Below are 20,721 nucleotides of genomic sequence, written 5' to 3' on the forward strand. Positions count from 1 at the left end.
GGTGGCGCGCCCGCGGCCCGGAGTAGCGTGCGGGCATGAGTGATCAGGACTTCACCACACGCATCACCGTCCGCGGGTACGAGACCGACTCCCAGGGTCACCTCAACCAGGCGGTCTACCTCCAGTACGCCGAGCACGCCCGCTGGGAGTACCTCCGGGCGGCCGGGATCCGCCAGGCGGACCTGGTCGCCGAGGGGGTCGGCCCGGTCGTCCTGGAGACCACGGTCAAGTACCTGCGGGAGCTGCGCGCGGGAGACTCGGTGGAGGTGGGCTGCTCGTTCACCTGGCGGGAGGGCAAGACCTTCCAGCTGGTGCAGCGGCTGGTCCGCGAGGACGGCGTGCTGGCCGCCGAGATCACCGGCGTCGGCGGCATCCTCGACCTGACGGAGCGCAGGCTGGTCGCCGACCCGCGCGAGCCGCTGCGCGCCCTGGCCGCCGACCCGGGCCTGCTCGGCCTCTGAGCGAACAGGCCCGGCGAACCCGGCCCGGCGAAACCGGCCCCGCCCACCGCCCCCACCCTCCACGGCTGGAGACCGCGACCGACGGCGGTCTCCACCCCGTCCCCGGGGGATTTCCCCACCCCCGACCGGCCCGCTGCCCGGATGGGACCAAGTCCCGTACCGCAGCAGACTCTTGGGCATGACGAAGCCCACCCGCACCATCACCGCCGCGGTCACCGCGGCCGCCGCCCTCGCCGTGACCGCGCTGAGCGCCCTGCCCGCCGGCGCGACCGGCACCGCGCCGCCCGGAAGGGACGGCCTGGCCTGGGCCGCCTGTCCGGACGCCCCGGCCGACAGCCCCCAGCGCTGCGCCGAGGTCGCCGTCCCGCTGGACTACGCCGACCCGAACGGCCCCCGCATCACCCTCGCCGTCTCCCGGATCACCGCCGCCGATCCAGGCCTGCGCCGCGGCGTGCTGCTGGCCGTCCCCGGCGGACCGGGCGGCTCCAGCCTCGACCTCGTCCACGGCATGGCGGGGCACCTGCCGCAGTCCGTCCGGGACCGCTACGACGTGGTCGGCTTCGACCCGCGCGGCGTCGGCCGTTCCACCCCGGTCAGCTGCGGACTGGACACCGCCGACCTGTCGATGGTCAAGGTGCGTCCCTGGCCGGCCGCCGACGGCTCGATCGACGGGAACCTGGCCACCGCCCGCCGCGTCGCCGAGACCTGCGCGCGCAACGGCGGCCCGGTGCTGCGCAGCATCTCCACCGCCAACGAGGCCCGCGACATCGACAGTGTCCGCCGCGCCCTCGGCGAGCGCCGCCTCTCCCTGTGGGGCGTCTCGTACGGCACCTACGCGGGCGCGGTCTATGCCACCATGTTCCCCGAGCGCACCGACCGGATCGTGCTGGACAGCAACGACGACCCGGACCCGACCCGGGTCGGGCGCGGCTGGCTGGACAACTACGGCCGGGGCGTGGAGGACCGCTTCCCCGACTTCGCCGCCTGGGCGTCGGCCCCGGACAACCCGGACCGGGTCGCGGACACCCCCGAGGAGGTCCGCCCGCTCTTCCTCGACCTCGCCGCCCGCCTCGACCGGGCCCCGCTGCCCTGGGAGGGCGCCAACCCGGCGGAGCTGAACGGCAACGTGCTGCGCGAGACCCTGCTGGAGAGCATGTACGCGGACGCGAAGTTCCCGGTCCTCGCCCGGCTGATGCTGGCCGGTCTCGGCCGTGCTCCGCTGCCCGCCGCGCCCAAGCCGGGCGAGCGGGAGCTGCGGGCGGTGCAGAACACCCTCGCCGTCTCGGTCGGCACCCTCTGCAACGACGTCAAGTGGCCCACCGACCCGGCGAGCTACGCCAAGGCCGTCACCGCGGACCGCGCCGCCCGTCCGCTCACCGCCGGCCTGCCGGTGAACGTGATGCCCTGTGCCTTCTGGCCGTTCGCGCCCGCCGAGCCGCCGGTGCGGGTGACCGACCGCGGCCCGGCCAACGTGCTGCTCACGCAGAACCTGCGCGACCCCGCGACGCCGTACGCCGGTGCGCTCAAGCTGCGGGCGGCCTTCGGGGACCGGGCGCGGATGGTCGCGGTGGACTCGGGCGGCCACGACGTGTACCGGGCCAACGGGAACGCCTGCGGCGACCAGGTGGTGACGGACTACCTGGTCACCGGCCGCCGTCCGGCCCGGGACGTCTTCTGCCCGGCGGGCTGAGCGGGGGCGGGAGGTGGCGCGCGGGGGCAACGGGCCGTGGACGAACGGCCCTTGTTCCTGCGTGCACGGCCGTTCGGACCTCGGGAATGAGTCGAATCCGTCGCGATTTTGTGACAATCCTTCACCGGCACCCGCCCCCCACGGCCTGTTGACGGCCGTAATGTTCGATCTATGTCACCGAAGAGCCGCATACCCGCCGCCTCGGACCCGGGCGACACCTGGGTGCCGCGCCCGAGGCGCCGCGAGACCCCGCTCGGCATCCTGGGCCACGCGGCCACGTTCCTCGGCGCCAGCGTGCTGGGCGGCATCCTGCTGGCGGGCCTGATCCTCCCGGCGGCCGGGGCGGTCGGACTCGGGGCGAAGAACGGCGCCGAGGGCTTCGAGAGCATCCCCGACGACTTCAAGACCCCGCCGCTGAGCCAGGCGACCCAGATCTTCGACGCCAACGGCGGCCTGATCGCCAAGGTGTACGAGCGCGACCGGACCGTCATACCCGCCGACCAGATGTCCCCGCTGATCCGTACGGCGCAGGTCGACATCGAGGACGCCCGGTTCTACGAGCACGGCGCCGTCGACCTCAAGGGCATCCTGCGCGCGATCACCAAGAACGCGGAGAGCGGAGCCGCCGTCCAGGGCGCCTCCACCCTGACCCAGCAGTACGTGAAGAACGTCAACGTCGAGAAGGCCGGGGACGACCCGGACGCGGTGCGCGAGGCGCAGCGCAAGACGCTCGGCCGCAAGATCCAGGAACTCCGGTACGCCATCAAGCTGGAGGAGGACCTGACCAAGGAGCAGATCCTCACCAACTACCTCAACATCACCTTCTACGGCCACCAGGCGTACGGCATCCAGGCCGCCTCCCAGCGCTACTTCGGCAAGGACGCCAAGGACCTCGTCCTGCCCGAGGCGGCGATGCTCGCCGGGCTGGTGCAGAACCCGTCCCAGTACGACCCGAAGCTGCACCCGGTGGCCGCCCAGAAGCGCCGCGACACCGTCATCGACAAGATGGTGGAGAACAAGCACATCACCGCGGAGCAGGCCAGGGAGGCGAAGGCCGCCCCGCTCGGCCTCAACTACAAGGACCCGCGCAACGGTTGCATCACCGCCCAGGCCGGGATGGGCTTCTTCTGCGACTACGTGCGCCACGTGGTCAAGCAGGACCCGGCGTTCGGCAAGAGCGCGGCGGAGCGCAAGAAGCTGTGGGACACCGGCGGCCTGAACATCTACACCACGATGGACCCGGACAAGCAGGCCGCCGCCCAGAACGCCGTCTCCACCAAGGTGTACGTCACCGACCCGGTCTCGGCCGCGATGACGATGGTCGAGCCCGGCAGCGGCAAGATCCTGGCGATGGCGCAGACCCGCCCGTACGGCCTGGCCAAGGAGAAGAACGAGACCGTCGTCAACTACAACGTGGACGCGGCGATGGGCGGCGGCATCGGCTTCCAGCCCGGCTCCAACTTCAAGCCGATCGTGGCCGCCGCCGCCCTGGAGGCCGGGCTGTCGTCCACCCAGCGGTACGACTCGCCCAACCGGATGGACTGGCCGACGATGCGGACCTGCGACGGCACCTGGAAGAACCTCGGCAAGGGGAAGAAGGAGGGGACCATCCCCAACGAGAGCACCTCCGAGGTCGGCCCGTACGAGCTCAAGCAGGCCATGGCGCTCTCCGTGAACACCTACTTCGTGCAGATGGAGCAGGAGATCGGCCTCTGCGCCGTCAAGCAGATGGCCAACAAGCTGGGCATGGAGGGCAAGGCCGACGGCTCGGCGCTGCAGGAGGTGCCGGCGCTCGGCCTCGGCACCCAGGAGGTCAGCCCGCTGACCATGGCCAACGTGTACGCGACCTTCGCCGCCCGGGGCACCTACTGCGCGCCGATGGCGATCAACCGGATCACCACGGTGGGCGGCGCCGACGTCCCGGTGCCCCAGGCCCGGTGCACCCCGGCGATGTCCGAGGACACCGCCGACGTGATCAACAGCGTGCTGCTCGGGGTGACCGAGAAGGGCGGCACCGCGCGGGACCTCGGCCTGGACGACCGCCGCCAGATCGCCGGCAAGACCGGGACGACGGACGAGAAGAAGTCGGCCTGGTTCACCGGCTACACGGGCAACCTGGCGGGCTCGGTCTGGCTGGGCAGCCCCGGTACCAAGGTGCCGATGCGCAACATCAGGATCGGGGGCAAGTACCAGGCCGAGGTCTTCGGCGCCACCGGCCCCGGCCCGATCTGGCAGCAGGCGATGAGCGACGCGGTGCGGAACATGCCGGAGAAGGACTTCACCACCGTCTACATCCCGGACCCGGTGCGGCGGGACACCAACTGCCCCACCCCCGGCGGCACGCCGGGCACGGCCACCTGCACCGTCGCCCCCGCCACCGGCGGCCCGGGGAACACCGGCAGGCCGCGCGGGGGCACCCCGACCCCCGGCCGCACCGGGCCCTTCGCCCCGCCCGGCACCGCGGACCCCGAGGACCGGTGAGCCGCCCGGCCCCGCACGAGTACCCGTACTCGTGCGGGGCCGCGGCGCGCGGGCGGACGGGGGTTCCGCCGTGCGTCCGGGCGGCGGCAGGCCGTCAGGCCGTCGGGGCGGTGGCGCCGGGCTCGGTGGCGCCGGGTTCGGTGGGCCGGAGCGGCGAACCGTCCAGGAGCGCCCGGGCCGGGCGCACCGCGCCGACCGGTTCGCCGTGTCCGAGGACGGGGACGACGGCCAGTTCGGCGAGGGTGTCGTCGGTGTCCACCGGGACGCCGAGCCGTCGCAGCGCGGCGGCCAGCACCACGGGACGGGCCCGGGTGGAGCCGTCCGCGATCTTGAGCGCGACGGCGGAGCCGTCGGGGAGCGCCAGGGCGTAGACCCCTTCCGCGCCGTCCTTGGCGACCGAGCCGGGAAGCGCGCGCATCAGGCGGGTCACGTCCCGACCGGTCCCGCCGACGTATTCGGCGTGCTGGTTCATCGCCCGGGCGACCCGCCGCTCCGGGGACCCGGCGGGGCCCGTCGCCAGCGCGGCGAAGGCCCGGGCCAGGCCGTGGTAGCCGATGGCGAACAGGGGGGCTCCGCAGCCGTCCACGCCGGTCGCGGCGACCTTCTCGCCGGCCAGGTCCTCGACGGTGTCGAGCAGGGCCCGCTGCAGGGGATGGCCGGGGTCGAGGTAGGTGGCCGTGTCCCAGCCGTTGGCGACGCAGGTGGCGAGCATCGCGGCGTGCTTGCCCGAGCAGTTCATCGTCAGCGGAGTGGGGCCGCCGCCGGCCGCCAGGTGGTCCCGCAGTGCGGCTTCCCCGATGGGCAGCGCGGCCGTGCACCGCAGAGCGCCGGTGTCGAGGCCGGCGCCCCCGAGGATCTCGCGGACGCCGTCGAGGTGGAAGGGCTCGCCGGAGTGGCTGGCGCAGGCCAGGGCCAGCAGTTCGCCGTCCAGGTCGAGTCCGGCACGCAGCATGCCGAGGGCCTGGAGCGGCTTGTTGGACGACCGGGGGTACATCGGGCGGTCGGTCTCGCCGACGCTCAGCACCGTCCGCCCGTCAGGACCGAGCGCGAGGACCGTCCCGTGGTGCACCGACTCCAGGAAGTCACCTCGCCACACCTCCGCCACCATCGCGTGCACAGCGCATTCCCCTCTCCTCGGCCCCACGGCCGAAAGGACGACTCGAAGTGTCAACAGTTATCACTTTAACGTGGTCCGCGCCGATGCCCCCGCCGGGTGCTGACATACTCGGACGCGGCCCTGTGCCACCGTCGGCCGCCGACGCCACGGCGCTCCGGCCCATCACCCCGGGCACACCCCCCGACCTGGCCGGACGACAGCGGCGGCCAGTCCCGAACGGACGGACACCACCCATGCCAGAGACCCTCCGGCGCGGCCTGGCGGGCCAGCTCGTGGGCACGCTCCGCGAGCGCGTCCTCACCGGCGAGATCCCGTCCGGAACGCGGATCAACGAGGTGGAGGTCGCCCGCGAGCTGGGCATCAGCAGGGGACCGCTGCGCGAGGCCATCCGGCAGCTCGTCAGCGAGGGCCTGCTCGTGCACGTGCCCAACAAGGGCGCCGTCGTCTTCGAGGCCGGCCCGCGGGAGGTCGAGGCGCTGTTCGAGCTGCGGTCCGCGCTGGAGACCGCCGCCGCGCGCCTGGCCGCCGAGCGGCGCGACCGCAAGGACGTCACGGCCCTGCGCCGGGCGTGCGAACAGTCGAGGAAGCTGATGACCGGGGGCCGCCGGTTCGTCCACCGCAGCAGTCTCGACTTCCACCAGGCGCTGCTCGACGCGGCCCGCAGCCCCCGGATCGCCGAACAGGTGGAGCGCGTGCACCAGCAGATCGCGGTGCTCCGCAGCCGGCACAACGTGCCGGCCTCGCACACCGAGGCCTCGATAACCGACCACGAGCACCTCGCGGAGGCCGTCGCCGAGGGCCGGGCCGACCGCGCCGCCGAGGTGATGGCCCGCCACCTCGACCGGGTCCGGGAGCAGATGATCGCGCACATGACGGAGCAGTGACGCCCAGCTGACCAGCTGCCCGCGGGCGACGGGCGACGGGCGACGGGCGACGGCCTCGGGCCGGTCGGGCTACCGCGCCGCGACCGGCTCCCCGCTGTCCTGGTCGAGGTTGAACACCCGCCGGTAGGAGTCGGTCACCACGGTGATCTGCTCCCGCCCGGTCCAGCTCGCCTCCACCAGCCGGGCGTCGCCCTGGTCCCTGCCGACGTCCGCCAGTGACCAGCGCCGGGCCGACCAGCCCTCACCGCTCTCCAGCAGCACCTGCCAGTGCTCGCCCGACTCCGGCCCGGTGGCGTACGAGCGGTGCACCACCACCAGGGCGCGCTCGGCCCCGGCCGGGGCGTCCTCCCGGCTGCGGGTCTCGGCCGCCGACACCTTGTGCGCGGCCACCACGCCGAGCAGGAACACCACCCCGGCGGTCACCGTGACGGCCCGGGTGGCCGTCCGCACCGCGGCCCGCAGATCGCCGAGCCAGGCGGCCGCGATCAGCGCCGCCAGCGCACCGCCGAGCAGCAGCTCCGGCCGGTTGAACAGGTCGGCCACCAGCATCCGCCCGCCCGACCGGCTCTCCCACTGCCCCTCGGTGTAGAGCAGCACGGCGGCCAGCCCGCCGGCCGCCAGCAACCGGACCAGGACGCGCCTGGACCGGGACGTGCGTCGGTTCGTCGTCCTCCGGTTCATCGACCCTCCGCCCCCGTTCCCCGTTCCCCCCGTGGTCGCGGTCACAGCTCGGCGAGCAGCTTCCGGCCCTCCGGCCAGTCGCCCAGTCCGGAGTCGGAGTTGAGGTGCCCGTACGCGCCCGGCTCGACGTACCGGGCGCCCCAGGCGGCGGCGAACGCGCGGGCCCGCTCGGGGGAGACCCACGGGTCGTCGGTCGAGGAGACCACCACGGCCGGGAACGGCAAGGGCTCCAGCGCCACCGGGCGGAAGCCCACCAGCTCCGGGACCTCGGCGGTGTCGACGTCCGCCGGGGCCACCAGCAGCGCGCCCCGGACGGCGGCGGTCCGCCCGGCGGCGGCGGTGGCCGCCCAGTGGGCCGCCGTGACGCAGCCCAGGCTGTGGGCGACCAGTACCACCGGGCCCCGGGCGGCGGCCGCGGCCACCGCCGCGTCCACCCGGGCCACCCAGTCCGTCCGGTCCGGGTGGTCCCAGTCCGCCTGTTCGACCCGGCGGAAGGAGTCCGGCTCGGCCGCCTCCCAGCGGGTCTGCCAGTGCTCGGGGCCGGAGTTCTGGTAGCCGGGGAGGACGAGGTAGGTGGTGCGGTCGGGCATGGGCTTCTCCGGGAGGGGGACGGTCGCGGGCAGCAGGAGTCTAGGACCCGGGCCGCCGGCCTCCGCAGCCGGGCGTCCCACCGGCGCGCACTCCCCGCAACCGGCGCGCGCACGTCCGTATGCGCCGTTGCGCGCCCGGTGCGCCCCGTTGCCAACGGTGACCCCGGTACGGGAGGTTGGACCGGGCCCGGGCCGGCTGCCACCGCCCGGCGCCCGTACCCGACCTGAGGCTCGACCACGTGGAGGGATGTCGGCGATGACATCGAAGATCCTGCTCGTCACCGGGGACGCCGCCGAGTCACTGGAGGTGTTCTACCCGTACCAGCGGCTGCGCGAGGAGGGCTACCAGGTCGACATCGCGGCCCCGACGAAGAAGCGCCTCCAGTTCGTGGTGCACGACTTCGTCGAGGGGTTCGACACCTACACCGAGAAGCCCGGCTACACCTGGCCCGCCGACGTGGCCCTCGCCGACGTCGACCCGGCCGACTACGTGGCCCTGGTCATCCCCGGCGGCCGCGCCCCCGAGTACCTGCGCAACGACCCGGACGTGCAGCGGATCGCGCAGCACTTCTTCGCCGAGGACAAGCCCGTCGCCCAGATCTGCCACGGCCCGCTGATCACCGCAGCCGCCGGCGTGCTGAACGGCCGCCGCACCTCGGCCTACCCGGCGCTCGCCCCGGACATCAAGGCGGCGGGCGCCGAGTTCGTGGACGGCGAGGCCGTGGTGGACGGCACGGTCGTCTCGGCCCGCGCCTGGCCCGACCACCCGGGCTGGCTGCGCGCCTTCGTCGAGGTCCTGCGCACCAAGGCGCCGCTCGCCTGACGCGCGCCCCGGAGCCGTTCCCGCCGGCGTTCCCGGAGTCGCACCCCGAGCCGTACCCCGAGCCGTCTCGGGGTACGGCTCCGGGGCCGTTCCGGGTTCGCTCCGGGTCGGACCCCGCCCCCAGGCCGAGGACCGGTGGCGGAAGCCGTGACAGGGTGTCAGAAGTAGGGGCCCGCGCTCCGGTTGACGACTCTGCCACGACCCAGACCAGGGAGGCCGGCATGACCGCCGCCCCGACCGTTCCGTCCACCGCCCGGACCGCGCCGACCACCGGGCGCCGCCGGCCGATCCTCCGCACCGCCGTCGCGGCCGCCGTCGGCGCGGGCCTGCTGGTCGCGCTCGCCCCCGCCGCCGTCGCCCGGCCCGCCGCCGGTCCGGCCGCTGCCGGGTGCGGAGGCCCGCACGGCTCCGCCGCCGTCCGCGCCGGCGCCGTCGCGACCCCCGAGGGCCGCGCCGACTGGGAGGCCGCCGACGCCGCCCTCGCCGGGATGACCGACCCCGGCTACGCGACCTCCGCCCTCGCCGCCGTCCGCCAGGACGGCCGGGTGGTCTGGCGCAACGCCACCGGCGTCGCCGAACTCGCCACCGGTGCGCCCGCCGACCCCCGGGGCTCCTTCCGGATCGGCAGCGCCACCAAGCCCTTCGTCGCCACCACGCTGCTCCAACTGGTCGGCGAGCACCGGCTGGACCTCGACGACCGCCTGGAGTGCCTGCTGCCGGGCGTCGTCCCCAACAGCACCGCGATCACCGTCCGGCAACTGCTCAACCACACCAGCGGCGTCGCCGACTACACCCAGGACCAGGCCTTCGACTTCCGGCGGCCGCAGTGGCTCGACGGCGGCCGCTTCCGGCACTACGGCCTCCAGGACCTGGTGGACATCGCCAACCGGTACCCGTCCGCCTTCCCGCCCGGCCAGGACTGGCAGTACTCCAACACCAACTACATCCTGATCGGGATGATCATCGAGAAGCTCACCGGCCACAGCTGGAACGAGGAGGTGACCCGCCGGATCATCCGCCCGCTCGGCCTCACCGGCACCCGGATGCCCGGCGACTCGCCCCTCCTCCCCGGCCGGTACGCCCACGGCTACTACAAGGCCGACACCGGCCCGGTGGACGTCACCCTGTTCAACCCCTCGATGGCCGGCCCCTCCGGCGCCGGCGTCTCCACCACGGCCGACCTGACCGCCTTCCTCGACGCCCTGCTCGGCGGCCGCCTGCTGCGCCCGGCCGAACTCGCCGCCATGCAGCAGACCACCGCCAACGGCGAGGGCCGCAGCTACGGCCTCGGCCTGCAGCGCCTGGACACCCCCTGCGGCTCCTTCTGGGGCCACGCCGGCGGCATCCCCGGCTACAGCACGATGATGCTCGGCTCGGCGGACGGCAGGCGCGAGTTCGCCGCGAACGCCACCGTCTACGACGCCCCGGACGACGCCGCCAACGCCGCCTGGAACAAGGTGATCGAGACCGCGCTGTGCGGAGCCCGGCCGGCGGCCGCCGGAACCGACCTCGCCCGCACGGCGCCCTGACCGACCCCCTACGCTGACCGGCGGGCGAACGGCCCACCGTCACCAGGAGGACGAGACATGGCAGAGCCGCTGATCGCCGCCGTCGGGGGCAGGGTGCCCGCCGTCGACCCGGGCGCCTTCGTGGCGCCGAACGCCGTCGTGGTCGGGGACGTGACCGTCGCCGCCGGCGCCGGTGTCTGGTACGGCGCGGTGCTGCGCGGCGACGCCGAGTCGATCAGCGTCGGCGCGGGCAGCAACATCCAGGACAACTGCACCCTGCACGCCGACCCCGGCTTCCCGCTGGTGGTCGGCGAGCGGATCTCGGTCGGCCACAACGCCGTGCTGCACGGCTGCACCGTCGAGGACGACGTGCTGGTGGGCATGAACGCCACCGTGCTCAACGGCGCCCGGATCGGCACCGGCTCGCTGGTCGCGGCCGGCGCGGTGGTGCCGCAGGGCATGGTCGTCCCGCCCGGCTCGCTGGTCGCCGGCGTCCCGGCCAGGGTCCGCCGGGAGCTGACCGAGGACGAGAAGGCGGGCATCAGGGCCAACGGCGCCGGCTACCAGCTGCTCGCCGAGGCCCACCGGGAGATATGAGGCCCACCGGGAGACACCGGGCCCGCGCTAGGCGGTGGTCATCGCGGCCGCCGCCGGTTCCGTCGCCACGGGGGCGGGCCGGCGGCGGTCGACCACCCAGGCGAGCACCGCGATCAGCGTCCCCGCGGCGGCCAGGACCGCGCCGACCAGCGTCGGCGCGGTCCAGCCGAGCCCGGCGTCCAGCGCCAGCCCGCCGAAGTACGCGCCCTGGGCGTTGGCCAGGTTGAAGGCGCCCTGGACCGTCGCCGAGGCGAGGGTCGGCGCGCTGCGCGCCTTCCGGAGCACCAGGGTCTGCACGGCCGGCACGATCGCGAAGCCGAACAGCCCGATCAGCACCACCGTGACGGCCGCCGACCAGCGGGCGTGCGCGGTCACCGCGAACAGCGCCAGGGTGGCGGAGAGCAGCACGAAGGCCGCACACACGGTGGGCCGCAGCGCCCGGTCGGCGGCGAACCCGCCCAGCACGTTGCCGATCGTCATGCCGACGCCGAACAGCGCGAGCACCAGGGTCACCGAGCCGGTGGCGTACCCGGAGACATTGGTGAGCAGCGGGGCGATGTAGCTGTAGCAGGCGAAGAAGCCGCCGCAGCCGAACACCACGGTGGCCAGCGCCAGCCAGAGCTGCCCGCTGCGGAAGGCCCGCAGCTCGTTCCGGAGCCCGGACTGGCCGGAGGAGGGCAGCGCGGGCACCAGCCGGGCGATGGCGAGCGTCCCGGCGGCCGCGATCAGCACGACCACCAGCATGGTCGCCCGCCAGCCCAGGTGCTGGCCGAGCAGGGTCGCGGCCGGGACGCCGACGATGTTGGCGACGGTCAGGCCGGAGAACATCACGGCCACCGCCCGGGCCCGGCGGTCCGGTGCGACCAGCTCCGCCGCCGCCACCGCGCCCGCCCCGAAGAAGGCGCCGTGCGGCAGTCCGGTGATCAGCCGGGCGGCGGCCAGGGTCCAGAAGTCCGGCGCCACCGCGCACAGCAGGTTGCCGGTCGCGAACAGTCCGGCCAGCGCCACCAGCACCGCCTTGCGGGGCCGCCCGGCGGCCAGCGCGGTCAGCAGCGGCGCACCGACCACCACCCCCAGGGCGTACGCCGAGATCAGCCAGCCCGCCTGCGGGATGGAGACGTGGAGGCTGTCGGCGACCTGGGGGAGCAGCCCCATGGCGGCGAACTCGGTGGTTCCGATGGCGAACGCGGTGACGGCCAGCGCGAGCAGCGCGAGAGGCAAGGGGGTGACTCCGGAGTGATGCCGACGGACCGGGGAAGCGCGCGGCGGGACGAAGGTGGCACGGTGGTGGGACGGCGGTGGCACGGCGGTGGGACGAATTCGTTCGTCCGGCATCCTAATCCGGCCGGATGACGGCGCTGTGAGGTGCGTGTGACGAAAGGGGGTCGCCGACACGGCTCCCGCGCGCGAGACTGGGAGCATGTGCCGCAACATCAAGACGCTGCGACCCCCCGTCACGCCCGACGCCGACGAGGAGGACTTCCACGCCGCCGCGCTCCAGTACGTCCGCAAGGTGTCCGGGTTCCGCGCCCCCGCGGCGCACAACCGGGAGGCCTTCGACCGGGCGGTGGAGGCGGTCGCGGAGGCCACCGCCCGGCTGCTCGCGGAGTTGGAGGTCCGCGGCCCGCACACGCGGGCCGCCGTGCCGGCCGAGGCCGCCGGGTAGGCAGGAGCAGGTGTGATGAAACCCGCCGAGCGCTACGCCCTCACCTTCCCCGGGACCCCGGGCACCCAGGCCCCGCAGGACGTCGTGGTGGTCACCCGCACCGACGCGAGCGGGCCGGGCGGCCACCCGGTGTACGAGGACGAGAGCGGCATCGTCCGCGCCGAGATCAGCGGCACCGGCGAGGTCCGGATGCTCGCCAGCGGCGGCCACCAGAGTCCCCACGTGCCGGTGCACGCCCACCCGCTGACCTGACCGGCGCCGCCCGGCCGCCGCCGGACCGCCGGACAGCCCGGAACCGGGAAGGGGTGAGGCTGCCCGTGGTCGGGAACAATCGCCGTATGACCACAGCGAGTTGGCAGGGCGTCGTCATCGCCGAGAGCGACGACACCGTCGTCGTCGAGGGCAACCACTACTTCCCGGCCGAGGCGGTGCGCACCGAGTACCTGCGCCCCTCGGACACCACCACGGTCTGCGGCTGGAAGGGCACCGCCGGCTACCACACCCTGGAGGTGGACGGGCGGACCAACCCGGACGCCGCCTGGTTCTACGCCGACCCCGAGCCCGGGGCCGAGCACGTGCGCGGCCGGATCGCCTTCTGGCACGGGGTGGAGGTCGCCGAGTAGGCGGCCCAGGGCCGTGCCGTGCCGTCGTCGCGAAAGGGGTACCGGGTTCCCATGGCAGTCTTCCGCAGGCCGGGCCGCTCCCGGCCGGCCCCCGAGCCCGATCTGAGCGAGCAGCTCGCCGAACTGGTCGAGGAGTCCGAGCAGCCCGTCGGCCCGGTCGCCGAGTACGCCGCGAAGCAGCGCGGCCGCGGCCGGGCCGTGGTGCTGCACACCGCCCGGCTGCTCGGCCACGGCGGGCGGGCCGCCGCCAGGGGAACGGCCAAGGGCGCCGCGTACGGCGGCCGGGCCCTGACCGAACAGCTGGTGCGGACCGCGCCCCGGATCCCGGTGCGCGACCTCGCCACCCTGCGGGCGCAGCACCCGGACGCGGCCTTCCCGGAGCAGCTGGCCGACCTGCTGGTCACCGGCGCCGTCCGGGCCTCCAGCGCGCTCGGCGCGGGCGTCGGTGCGGCGGCGATGCTGCCGGTGCCGCCCGCGATGCCGCTGGAGATCGCCGCCGAGACGCTCGCGGTGGCGGCCGTGGAGATCAAGCTGATCGCCGAGCTGCACGAGGTCTACGGCACTCCGGCGCAGGGCGGCGCCACCCAGCGGACCGGCGCCTACCTCGGCGCCTGGGCCAACCGCCGGGGGATCGACGCGAACCTGCTGGTGCGGCCCGCCGGCTTCGCCGCGCTGGCGATCAGCTCGGAGGTCCGCCAGCAGGTCCGCCGCCGGCTGACCCGCAGCTCGCTGCGCCACCTGCCGGCGGTGATACCGCTGCTGGTCGGCGCCGGCATCGGCGCGACCATGAACCGCCGCGACACCCGCCGGCTGGCCGGCGAGGTGCGGGCGGACCTGCGCGGGCGCCGCCCGGCGGACGGCGGCTACTGGGCCGAGGCCGCGCCGGTGCCGAAGGGCGGGGCGGCGCCGAAGGGCGGGGCGGTGGAGGCCGACGGGAAGGCTCCGTAGCGGCGAGGAGCAGGACGGCGCGCCCGGGACCGGTCCCGGGCGCGCCGTCGTCCTGCCGTTCCTCCTGGAGCTGCCGGGAGCCCCCGGAGTTCCTAGGGTTTGGGCGGGGCCGGGGCACCCGCGCCCCGGCCGGCCTTGACGCCGTTCACCATCGCCTGGTGGACCGCCCGCGCGGTGCTCTCGTCGTGTGCCGGCACCGGGCTGCCGGCGACCGTGTACCAGTCCAGCGCGCCGGTGTACTGGACGGTCAGCCTCGCCTCGCCGTCCACCCAGGTGGTGTGCACGGTGAGGTCGCCGGAGATTGGGCCGACCTCGGTGGTGGTCACCCCACCGGGGCCGCTGATGATCGATTGGGTGGTCCAGGTCGCCCACGACGTGCGCGGGTCCGCGGACGGCCGGGCCTGGCGGTTGCCTTGGTCGTGTTCGGTCATGCGCCTATCCTCCCCCGCGGGTGGCCCGCCGCCGGAGCAGCGACACCCGCGGTCGCGGCGACCGCCCGGTCCCACCGGGCGGTCGAGTCGGTACGGCGGACGATTCAGTCGGGTTGGCCGGGTTCGTCCAGCATGGGGGCGCCCTCCGCCCGGGAGGTGTCCTGGGCGTGCAGGTTCTGCATCGAGGGGATGCCCTCCTCGGGGTCAGCGGCGCGGACGTCCTCGTCGTCCTCGGTGCTCACCTTGGACCGGTCGCTCATGTCGGTCATCGCGGGCTCCGTCTCCTCGGCCGGTCCCGGCGCGCCGGGTCGCGGGCGCGGCAGGACCGGAGGTGTCTCTTCGCCCCTCCAGCCTGCCTCCGCCCCGGCGTCGGGGCCAGCCGGGTGACCCGGCGGGCCTCCGCGGACCTCGCCCGGACCTCGCCCGGACCTCGCCCGGACCTCGCCCGGTCGTCACCAGGTGACGGGCAGTGACCGCATGCCGTAGATGAACGATTCGGTGCGGAACACCAGCTCGCTGCGGGGGACGGTCAGCCGCAGCCCGGGCAGCCGCCGGAACAGCGTGGCCAGCGCGATCTGCAGCTCGGCGCGGGCGAGCGGCTGGCCGAGGCACTGGTGCACGCCGAAGCCGAAGGCCAGGTGCCGCCGGGCGTCCCGGCCCAGGTCCAGCTCGTCCACCGGCAGCCGGTCGGCGCCGCCGAACACCTCCTCGTCCCGGTTGGCGGTGGAGAGCATCGCGATCACGCCCTCCCCGGCGCGGACCGTGGTGCCGCCCAGTTCCACGTCCTCCAGGGCCACCCGGGCCACCCCGGTGTGGACGATGGTGAGGTGGCGCAGCAGTTCCTCCACCGCGCCGGGCAGGGCGGCCGGGTCGGCCAGCCTGGCGATCTGCTCGGGCCGGTCCAGCAGCAGGGCGGTGGAGAGCGAGATCATGTTCGCGGTCGTCTCGTGCCCGGCGATCAGCAGCAGGATGCCGGTGCTGGCGACCTCGCGCGGGGTGAGGTCGTCCCGGACGGCGAGCCGGCTGATGATGTCGTCCCGCGGCTCCGCCCGCTTGCGGGTCGCCAGCCCCTCCAGGTACTCCAGCATCTCGTCCCGGGCCGCCAGGCGCTGCTCGACCTTGCTGGCGTTGCTGAGCAGCGTCCGGCCGACGCGCTGGAAGAACTCGTGGTCCTCGTAGGGGACGCCGAGCAGCAGGCAGATCACCAGGGAGGGGACGGGCAGCGCGAAGTCGGCGACCAGGTCGGCCTCGGTGCGGCCATCGGTCATCGTGTCCAGCGCCTCGTCCACGATCCGCTGGATGTCCGGGCGCATCGCCTGGACCCGTTTGACCAGGAAGTCCCCGGTGACCATGCGGCGCAGCCGGGCGTGCTCGGGGTCGTCCAGGTTCAGGAAGCTCGGGGTGGCGGTGATCTGCTCCCGGTCGCCGGCGACCAGCAGCGGGAAGGAGGGGTGGCGTATGTCGGCGCTGAACCGGCGGTCGGAGAGGATGGTGCGGACCTCGGCGTAGCCGGTGGCCAGCCAGCAGGAATCGCCGCCGGGCAGATCGCCGCGGGTCAGCGGGGCGCTCGCGGCGGCCTCGGTGTACGCGGGCGGCGGGTTGAACGGGCAGCCGGCGGAGTGCCGGGCCGGAAGCGGGACGGCGGGGACGATGGGCGTGCTCGTCAAGGCGGGGTCTCCTTGCGTCGCGATGGTTCTCCGGTGGGGGTGGTGTGGTGACCGGACGTCCGTCGGGGGGCCGTCGCGGTGTCCGGAACGGCCCGGCCTCGGCCTACTCGGCCTGTGCGGGCCCGTCCTCGACCACGGTGATCGCGCCGCCCGGGCAGAGCTGGGCGGCCAGTCTGAGATCGTCGAACTGGTCCGGCCGGAACGAGGTCTGACGGAGTCTCACCAGGCTGTCGTGGTCGTCCTGGTCGAAGACCTCGGGAACGTTCGTGACGCACATCCCGGAGCTGCAGCAGCGGTCCCGGTCGACATTCACCCGCATGGTCGGGCACCTCTCGCCAGTGCGCCGCCGGCTGCCCGGCGGCCGCCTCTCGTTGTCATTGCCAACCTAACCGGCGCTGCTCCGTCCACGGAGGGCGCGGTGGCGGGATCACCGAGAATGGCCGATTCGGCTCCCGTCGGAGCCTCCGGGCGGTGAACCAGGTTTGAATTGACGCCGTGGTGACAAGTGCGCGCCCCGCAGCCACCGGCACCTGAGCCGGCCCGGATCCGGCCCGGCACGCGGCCCTTCGGCGACGGCTCACCGCCTCTCGACGACGGCCCACCGCCCTTCGCCAGCGGCTCACAGCCCCTCGGCGGCGGCGATCTCCCGTACGGTCGCGACGGTGTCGGCCTCGTCGGCGCTCTTGTCCGGCCGGTAGCGCACCACCCGGGCGAACCGCAGGGTGAGACCGGCCGGATATCGGGAGCTGCGCTGCACCCCGTCGAAGGCGATCTCGACGACCAGTTCCGGTCGGACCCGCACCGTCCAGGCGTCCCGCCCGGTCTCCCGGGCCAGCAGTTCGGCGGTCTGCCGGGCGAGCGTCTCGTCGGTCAGGCCCTTGAAGGTCTTGCCGAGCATCACCCACGGGCCCAGCCCCGGTTCGCCCGCCGCCCGGGCGCCCAGGTGCAGGTTGCTGAGGAAGCCGCGCCGCCGCCCGCTGCCCCACTCGGCGGCCAGCACCACCAGGTCCAGGGTGTGCCGGGGCTTGACCTTGATCCAGCCCGCGCCGCGCCGCCCGGCCGCGTACGGGGCCGCCGGATCCTTCACCAGCACGCCCTCGTGGCCGAGCGCCAGCGTCTCCCGGAAGAAGGCCAGCGCCCGGTCGCGGTCCCCGGTCTCGACGCGGGCCGGCCGCAGGCCGTCCGGCACCGCCTCGGCCAGCGCCGCCCAGCGCTCCCGGCCGGGACGGTCCACCAGGTCCTCGCCGTCCCGGTGCAGCAGGTCGAAGAAGTAGGCGTCGAGCGGGACTTCGGCACGCAGCCGGTCCGGCTCCCGCCGGGAGGCGGTGCGTGCGGCGGTCTCCTGGAAGGGGCGCGGCCGGCCGTCCGGGCCGAGCGCGATCGCCTCACCGTCCAGCACCGCCGAGCGCAGCGGCAGCGCCAGCGCGGCCTCGGCCACCTCGGGGACGCGGGCGGTGATGTCCTCCAGGCCGCGGGTGAACACCGCGACCTCCCCGCCCTCCCGGTGCACCTGCACCCGGACGCCGTCCAGCTTCCATTCCACCGCGGCCGGGCCGGTGCGCTCCAGCGCGGTGGCCACGTCCGGCGCCGAGGCGGCCAGCATCGGCCGCACCGCCCGTCCCACCTCCAGCCGGAACGCCGCGAGCGCCGGCTGCCCACCGGTCAGCGCGGCCTGCGCCACCGCGCGGGCCGAGCCCCGGAACATCAACGCCCGCCGCACCGCCGCCGCCGGCACCCCGGCCGCCCGCGCCACGGCGTCCCCCACCACCGCGTCCAGCGCCCCCTGCCGCAGGTCCCCGACCAGCACCGCCCGCAGGAACCCCTGCTCCACGGCGGTCGCCCGCGCGAACAGCCCGTGCAACAAGCGCCGCCGCTCCGCCTGGGCCCCCGCCCCGTGCACCCCCGCGATCAGCTCCAGCTCCCGCTCCACCTCCCGGACCCCGAGCGAGGCCTCCGCCGCCGGCTCCGGCAGCCCCCGCAGTGCCGCGGGCCCGATCCCGGTCCGCAGCCGCTGCGACTCCCCGGACAGCAGGGCGACCGCCGCCGCCCCCTCCACCGGCCCCAGGTCCCGCAGACAACCGGCCAACAACTCCGTCTTCGCCCGCCGTCCGGCCTCCGCCGCCACCTCCCGCGACACCGACGCCAGCCGCAGCAACCCCGCCACTGCACCACCTCCACCCCCCTCAGCATCCGCCCCGGCCGCCGGCCCCGCACCACGGTCGGCGCTCCCGGGGCGCGCCGGGCCGCGGCGGAGCGCGTCGTCCCGGGGCCCGGGCGGCCGCCCACCGGATCGCGTCGGCCCGGGACCGCACCACCTGCCACCGGCCGTCGGTCCTCTCGTAGGTGTCGGTGCGCCAGTACTGCTCCCTCGGTATGGCGATGCCGTCGAAGACGACCTCCGGGGTGGCCCGGTAGCGGACGACCGCGGCGTCGCCGTGGACGCGCACCTCGATGGGGCCGGGCTCCCACTCCGGGTGGTCGATGCCGTCGTCGGCGATCGCCGCGAGGCAGGCCGGCCCCGGGCAGGGCCGTCCCGACGGGCGTGCTCAGCTGGCGGTCGGGCGCGTGCGGCCGTCGACGCCACGCCCGAGGACGTCGTGCGGTTGCTGCTGCTCCTCGCCGACGCGCTGAAGGGGAGCGCGCCCGGCCCCCGGGTCCGGCGCGAACGCAGGGCCCTGTTCTTCCGTCTGATCCGGGCGGGGCCACGACCCCCGCCCTCCCGCCGCCCCTCCCGCGCGGCACCGAGCGCCCGTCGCCGCAAGGCGCCGCGATGGCGCAGGGGGCGGGTGCTCTTGGCCGGGCCGGTGATCAGCGACGGGGCGACGGGGCGTCATGCTGAGGGCCCGCACCGCCTTCCGAGTGATGGAGACCGAGATGAGCGACACCCCCACGACCCGCTGGAGCGTCGGCGCGCCCGAGGCCGGCGACTTCGAGGCCTGGCGCGAATTGTTCCGGGGGTACGGCGAGTTCTACCGGGTCCCGGTTCCGGAGGAGAAGGCCGAGCTGGTCTGGTCCTGGCTGATGGACCCGGGGCACGAGGTGGCGGGGCTCCTGGTGCGGGACGGCGACGGTAGGCCGGTCGGCCTCGCGCACTACCGGCCGTTCGCGCGACCTCTGCACGGGGCCGTCGGGTGCTTCCTGGACGATCTGTTCGTGGCACCGGAGGTCCGGGGCGGCGGCGCGGTGGACGCGCTGTTGGGCCGGCTGCGGGAAATCGCGGCGGAACGCGGCTGGAACACCGTCCGCTGGATCACCTCCGAGGACAATTACCGGGCCCGTGGAAAATACGACAAGGTCGCCGTACGGACCAGGTTCCTCACCTACGACATGGCCCCGGAGGCACCGGTCGGCTGAGGCCGCGGCCCGACCGCCGGACATTCGTCCGGAGTTTCTGTTATCGGCGCCCGGCCGGGAGGTCTCCCATGTGTCGACACCCGACCAGTCGACCCGGAACAGAAAGCGTGGCCACGTGAACAGCGACGACAGGACGACCATCCTCCCGGCGAGCGGAGGCGGTGCCGGCAGCGACAACGGGAGTGGAGCCGGCGGCCGCTCCGGCGGCCGGGCGGCACGGCGGGCTGCCGAGCGGCACACCGGGCGGGGCCGGCGGGCGCGTCGGCGCGGCGGGATCGTGCCGGTCACCGCGGTCGTCGCGGCCGTGGCCGGCACCGGGCTGTTCGCCGCGCTGGCCGGCGCGGGCTACGCGGCGTACGGCGGCAAGCAGACCGACCGGGACACGGCGGCCCAGTCGCTCTCCGCCGACATGCTGATCTCCGCGGAGCTGGGCACGCGCGAGGGCATCCAGGTGCCCGGAGCCGGCGGGACGAACCCGGACGTCCTTCCCCCGGCCACCCCCACCGCCACCGACCCGGCGGCCGTTCCGAGCACCTCGCTCACGCCGACCACGCCCGCTCCGGCCTCCCCGGCGGCCGCGGCCACCGCCGCCCCGAACGCCGCGCCCGCCCCCACGGCCTCCGCGCCCAAGGCGGCCTCGAACGCCGCCCGGGCCGCCACCGGCGGCTTCCCGTTCCCGCCCAAGCGGCCCACCGCGCCCCCGCCGGCGGGCGGCGGCGCGGCTCCGTCGTACGTCCAGCAGGTCGTGGACCTGGTCAACGTCGAGCGCAGCAAGGCCGGCTGCGGGCCGGTCAGCGCCGAGCCCCGGCTGGCGAGCGCCGCCCAGACGCACAGCGACGACATGGCCAACCGCAACTACTTCGACCACGCCAGCCCCGAGGGTTACCACGCCGACCACCGGATCGAGGCGGCCGGCTACAGCTGGAGCACCTGGGGCGAGAACATCGCCCGCGGCCAGAAGGACCCGGCCGACGTGATGAACTCCTGGATGAACAGCCCCGGCCACCGGGCCAACATCCTCAACTGCTCGTTCAAGCAGCTCGGCGTGGGCGTGCGGACCGGCGCCAACGGTCCGTGGTGGACCCAGGTGTTCGCGTCCCCGGCGTGAATCGGCCAGGCCGGGCCCGGCCAGGCCTGGCCCGGCCGGTCCGGGCTCCGGCTCGGGCCGAGTAGTCCGGACCGATTTTCCGATTCCGTGCA

22 protein-coding genes and 1 pseudogene are annotated in these 20,721 nt (G+C 74.9%); 13 read left to right on the forward strand and 10 right to left on the reverse strand.

The window, feature by feature from the left end:
* Window positions 1–35: 35 nt before the first annotated feature.
* From ACGFSC_RS17875 to ACGFSC_RS17885, 3 genes are all read left to right on the forward strand, one after another.
* Entirely contained in the window at window positions 36–461 is a 426-nt protein-coding gene (locus ACGFSC_RS17875; protein ID WP_359912486.1) for a thioesterase family protein, read from the forward strand.
* Between the two features lie 178 nt (window positions 462–639).
* Window positions 640–2,151, forward strand: coding sequence for an alpha/beta hydrolase (locus ACGFSC_RS17880; protein ID WP_359912489.1), 1,512 nt, complete (start codon window positions 640–642; stop codon window positions 2,149–2,151).
* A 171-nt stretch (window positions 2,152–2,322) separates the two neighbouring features.
* A complete protein-coding gene (locus tag ACGFSC_RS17885) occupies window positions 2,323–4,632 on the forward strand; it encodes a transglycosylase domain-containing protein (RefSeq protein ID WP_359912492.1) in 2,310 nt (769 codons plus the stop codon).
* A gap of 94 nt (window positions 4,633–4,726) precedes the next feature.
* Here the strand turns inward: ACGFSC_RS17885 and ACGFSC_RS17890 are convergent, their stop codons facing one another.
* Window positions 4,727–5,740, reverse strand: a complete 1,014-nt coding sequence (locus ACGFSC_RS17890; protein WP_359912527.1) for an asparaginase — start codon at window positions 5,738–5,740, stop codon at window positions 4,727–4,729.
* Window positions 5,741–5,982: 242 nt separating this feature from the next.
* Here ACGFSC_RS17890 and ACGFSC_RS17895 point away from each other — a divergent pair, with 242 nt between their 5' ends.
* A complete protein-coding gene (locus ACGFSC_RS17895) occupies window positions 5,983–6,633 on the forward strand; it encodes a GntR family transcriptional regulator (protein ID WP_359912495.1) in 651 nt (216 codons plus the stop codon).
* 69 nt (window positions 6,634–6,702) lie between these two features.
* On the opposite strand, the gene ACGFSC_RS17900 is transcribed toward ACGFSC_RS17895, so the two are convergent.
* A complete protein-coding gene (locus ACGFSC_RS17900; protein ID WP_359912498.1) occupies window positions 6,703–7,314 on the reverse strand; it encodes a hypothetical protein in 612 nt (203 codons plus the stop codon).
* Between the two features lie 41 nt (window positions 7,315–7,355).
* Complete coding sequence (locus tag ACGFSC_RS17905; protein WP_359912501.1) at window positions 7,356–7,904, reverse strand: alpha/beta fold hydrolase; 549 nt, start codon at window positions 7,902–7,904, stop codon at window positions 7,356–7,358.
* 256 nt (window positions 7,905–8,160) lie between these two features.
* Here ACGFSC_RS17905 and ACGFSC_RS17910 point away from each other — a divergent pair, with 256 nt between their 5' ends.
* The 3 genes from ACGFSC_RS17910 to ACGFSC_RS17920 all read left to right on the forward strand — a co-directional run bounded on the left by ACGFSC_RS17910 (window position 8,161) and on the right by ACGFSC_RS17920 (window position 10,832).
* The gene (locus tag ACGFSC_RS17910; RefSeq protein ID WP_359912504.1) at window positions 8,161–8,727 is read left to right on the forward strand and encodes a DJ-1/PfpI family protein; all 567 of its coding nucleotides are present in this window, start codon (window positions 8,161–8,163) and stop codon (window positions 8,725–8,727) included.
* A gap of 221 nt (window positions 8,728–8,948) precedes the next feature.
* Window positions 8,949–10,256: a serine hydrolase domain-containing protein gene (locus ACGFSC_RS17915; RefSeq protein ID WP_359912507.1), complete on the forward strand. Its 1,308-nt coding sequence runs from the start codon at window positions 8,949–8,951 to the stop codon at window positions 10,254–10,256.
* A gap of 57 nt (window positions 10,257–10,313) precedes the next feature.
* On the forward strand, window positions 10,314–10,832 hold the full coding sequence (locus tag ACGFSC_RS17920) for a gamma carbonic anhydrase family protein (RefSeq protein WP_359912510.1): 519 nt from the start codon (window positions 10,314–10,316) through the stop codon (window positions 10,830–10,832).
* A gap of 27 nt (window positions 10,833–10,859) precedes the next feature.
* On the opposite strand, the gene ACGFSC_RS17925 is transcribed toward ACGFSC_RS17920, so the two are convergent.
* Entirely contained in the window at window positions 10,860–12,053 is a 1,194-nt protein-coding gene (locus ACGFSC_RS17925; RefSeq protein WP_359912513.1) for an MFS transporter, read from the reverse strand.
* 199 nt (window positions 12,054–12,252) lie between these two features.
* Between ACGFSC_RS17925 and ACGFSC_RS17930 the strand changes: the two genes are divergently transcribed.
* From ACGFSC_RS17930 to ACGFSC_RS17945, 4 genes are all read left to right on the forward strand, one after another.
* Window positions 12,253–12,498 carry a DUF2277 domain-containing protein gene (locus ACGFSC_RS17930; protein ID WP_359912516.1) on the forward strand — a complete coding sequence of 82 codons (246 nt, stop codon included), beginning with the start codon at window positions 12,253–12,255 and terminating at the stop codon, window positions 12,496–12,498.
* A gap of 15 nt (window positions 12,499–12,513) precedes the next feature.
* Entirely contained in the window at window positions 12,514–12,750 is a 237-nt protein-coding gene (locus ACGFSC_RS17935; RefSeq protein WP_359912519.1) for a DUF6296 family protein, read from the forward strand.
* 86 nt (window positions 12,751–12,836) lie between these two features.
* The gene (locus ACGFSC_RS17940) at window positions 12,837–13,121 is read left to right on the forward strand and encodes a DUF427 domain-containing protein (RefSeq protein ID WP_359912522.1); all 285 of its coding nucleotides are present in this window, start codon (window positions 12,837–12,839) and stop codon (window positions 13,119–13,121) included.
* Between the two features lie 51 nt (window positions 13,122–13,172).
* Window positions 13,173–14,069, forward strand: coding sequence for a hypothetical protein (locus tag ACGFSC_RS17945; RefSeq protein ID WP_359912524.1), 897 nt, complete (start codon window positions 13,173–13,175; stop codon window positions 14,067–14,069).
* A 92-nt stretch (window positions 14,070–14,161) separates the two neighbouring features.
* On the opposite strand, the gene ACGFSC_RS17950 is transcribed toward ACGFSC_RS17945, so the two are convergent.
* The 6 genes and pseudogenes from ACGFSC_RS17950 to ACGFSC_RS17975 form a co-directional block, all read right to left on the reverse strand.
* On the reverse strand, window positions 14,162–14,500 hold the full coding sequence (locus ACGFSC_RS17950) for a hypothetical protein (RefSeq protein WP_359908827.1): 339 nt from the start codon (window positions 14,498–14,500) through the stop codon (window positions 14,162–14,164).
* 104 nt (window positions 14,501–14,604) lie between these two features.
* Window positions 14,605–14,769 (reverse strand): hypothetical protein, encoded by a 165-nt coding sequence (locus ACGFSC_RS17955; RefSeq protein WP_359908824.1) that lies wholly within the window; start codon window positions 14,767–14,769, stop codon window positions 14,605–14,607.
* Between the two features lie 183 nt (window positions 14,770–14,952).
* Window positions 14,953–16,167, reverse strand: a complete 1,215-nt coding sequence (locus ACGFSC_RS17960; protein ID WP_359908821.1) for a cytochrome P450 — start codon at window positions 16,165–16,167, stop codon at window positions 14,953–14,955.
* 103 nt (window positions 16,168–16,270) lie between these two features.
* A complete protein-coding gene (locus tag ACGFSC_RS17965) occupies window positions 16,271–16,486 on the reverse strand; it encodes a ferredoxin (RefSeq protein ID WP_359908818.1) in 216 nt (71 codons plus the stop codon).
* A 300-nt stretch (window positions 16,487–16,786) separates the two neighbouring features.
* Window positions 16,787–18,331: an ATP-dependent DNA ligase gene (locus ACGFSC_RS17970; protein WP_359908815.1), complete on the reverse strand. Its 1,545-nt coding sequence runs from the start codon at window positions 18,329–18,331 to the stop codon at window positions 16,787–16,789.
* A 19-nt stretch (window positions 18,332–18,350) separates the two neighbouring features.
* Window positions 18,351–18,695 (reverse strand): annotated as a pseudogene (locus ACGFSC_RS17975) (nuclear transport factor 2 family protein); the annotation flags it as partial.
* A gap of 346 nt (window positions 18,696–19,041) precedes the next feature.
* Between ACGFSC_RS17975 and ACGFSC_RS17980 the strand changes: the two are divergent.
* Window positions 19,042–19,521 carry a GNAT family N-acetyltransferase gene (locus ACGFSC_RS17980; protein WP_359908812.1) on the forward strand — a complete coding sequence of 160 codons (480 nt, stop codon included), beginning with the start codon at window positions 19,042–19,044 and terminating at the stop codon, window positions 19,519–19,521.
* Window positions 19,522–19,636: 115 nt separating this feature from the next.
* On the forward strand, window positions 19,637–20,629 hold the full coding sequence (locus tag ACGFSC_RS17985) for a CAP domain-containing protein (RefSeq protein WP_359908810.1): 993 nt from the start codon (window positions 19,637–19,639) through the stop codon (window positions 20,627–20,629).
* Window positions 20,630–20,721: the final 92 nt, after the last annotated feature.

This window comes from Kitasatospora sp. NPDC048715 (assembly GCF_043198905.1).
Taxonomy (GTDB): Bacteria; Actinomycetota; Actinomycetes; order Streptomycetales; family Streptomycetaceae; genus Kitasatospora; species Kitasatospora lactacystinica.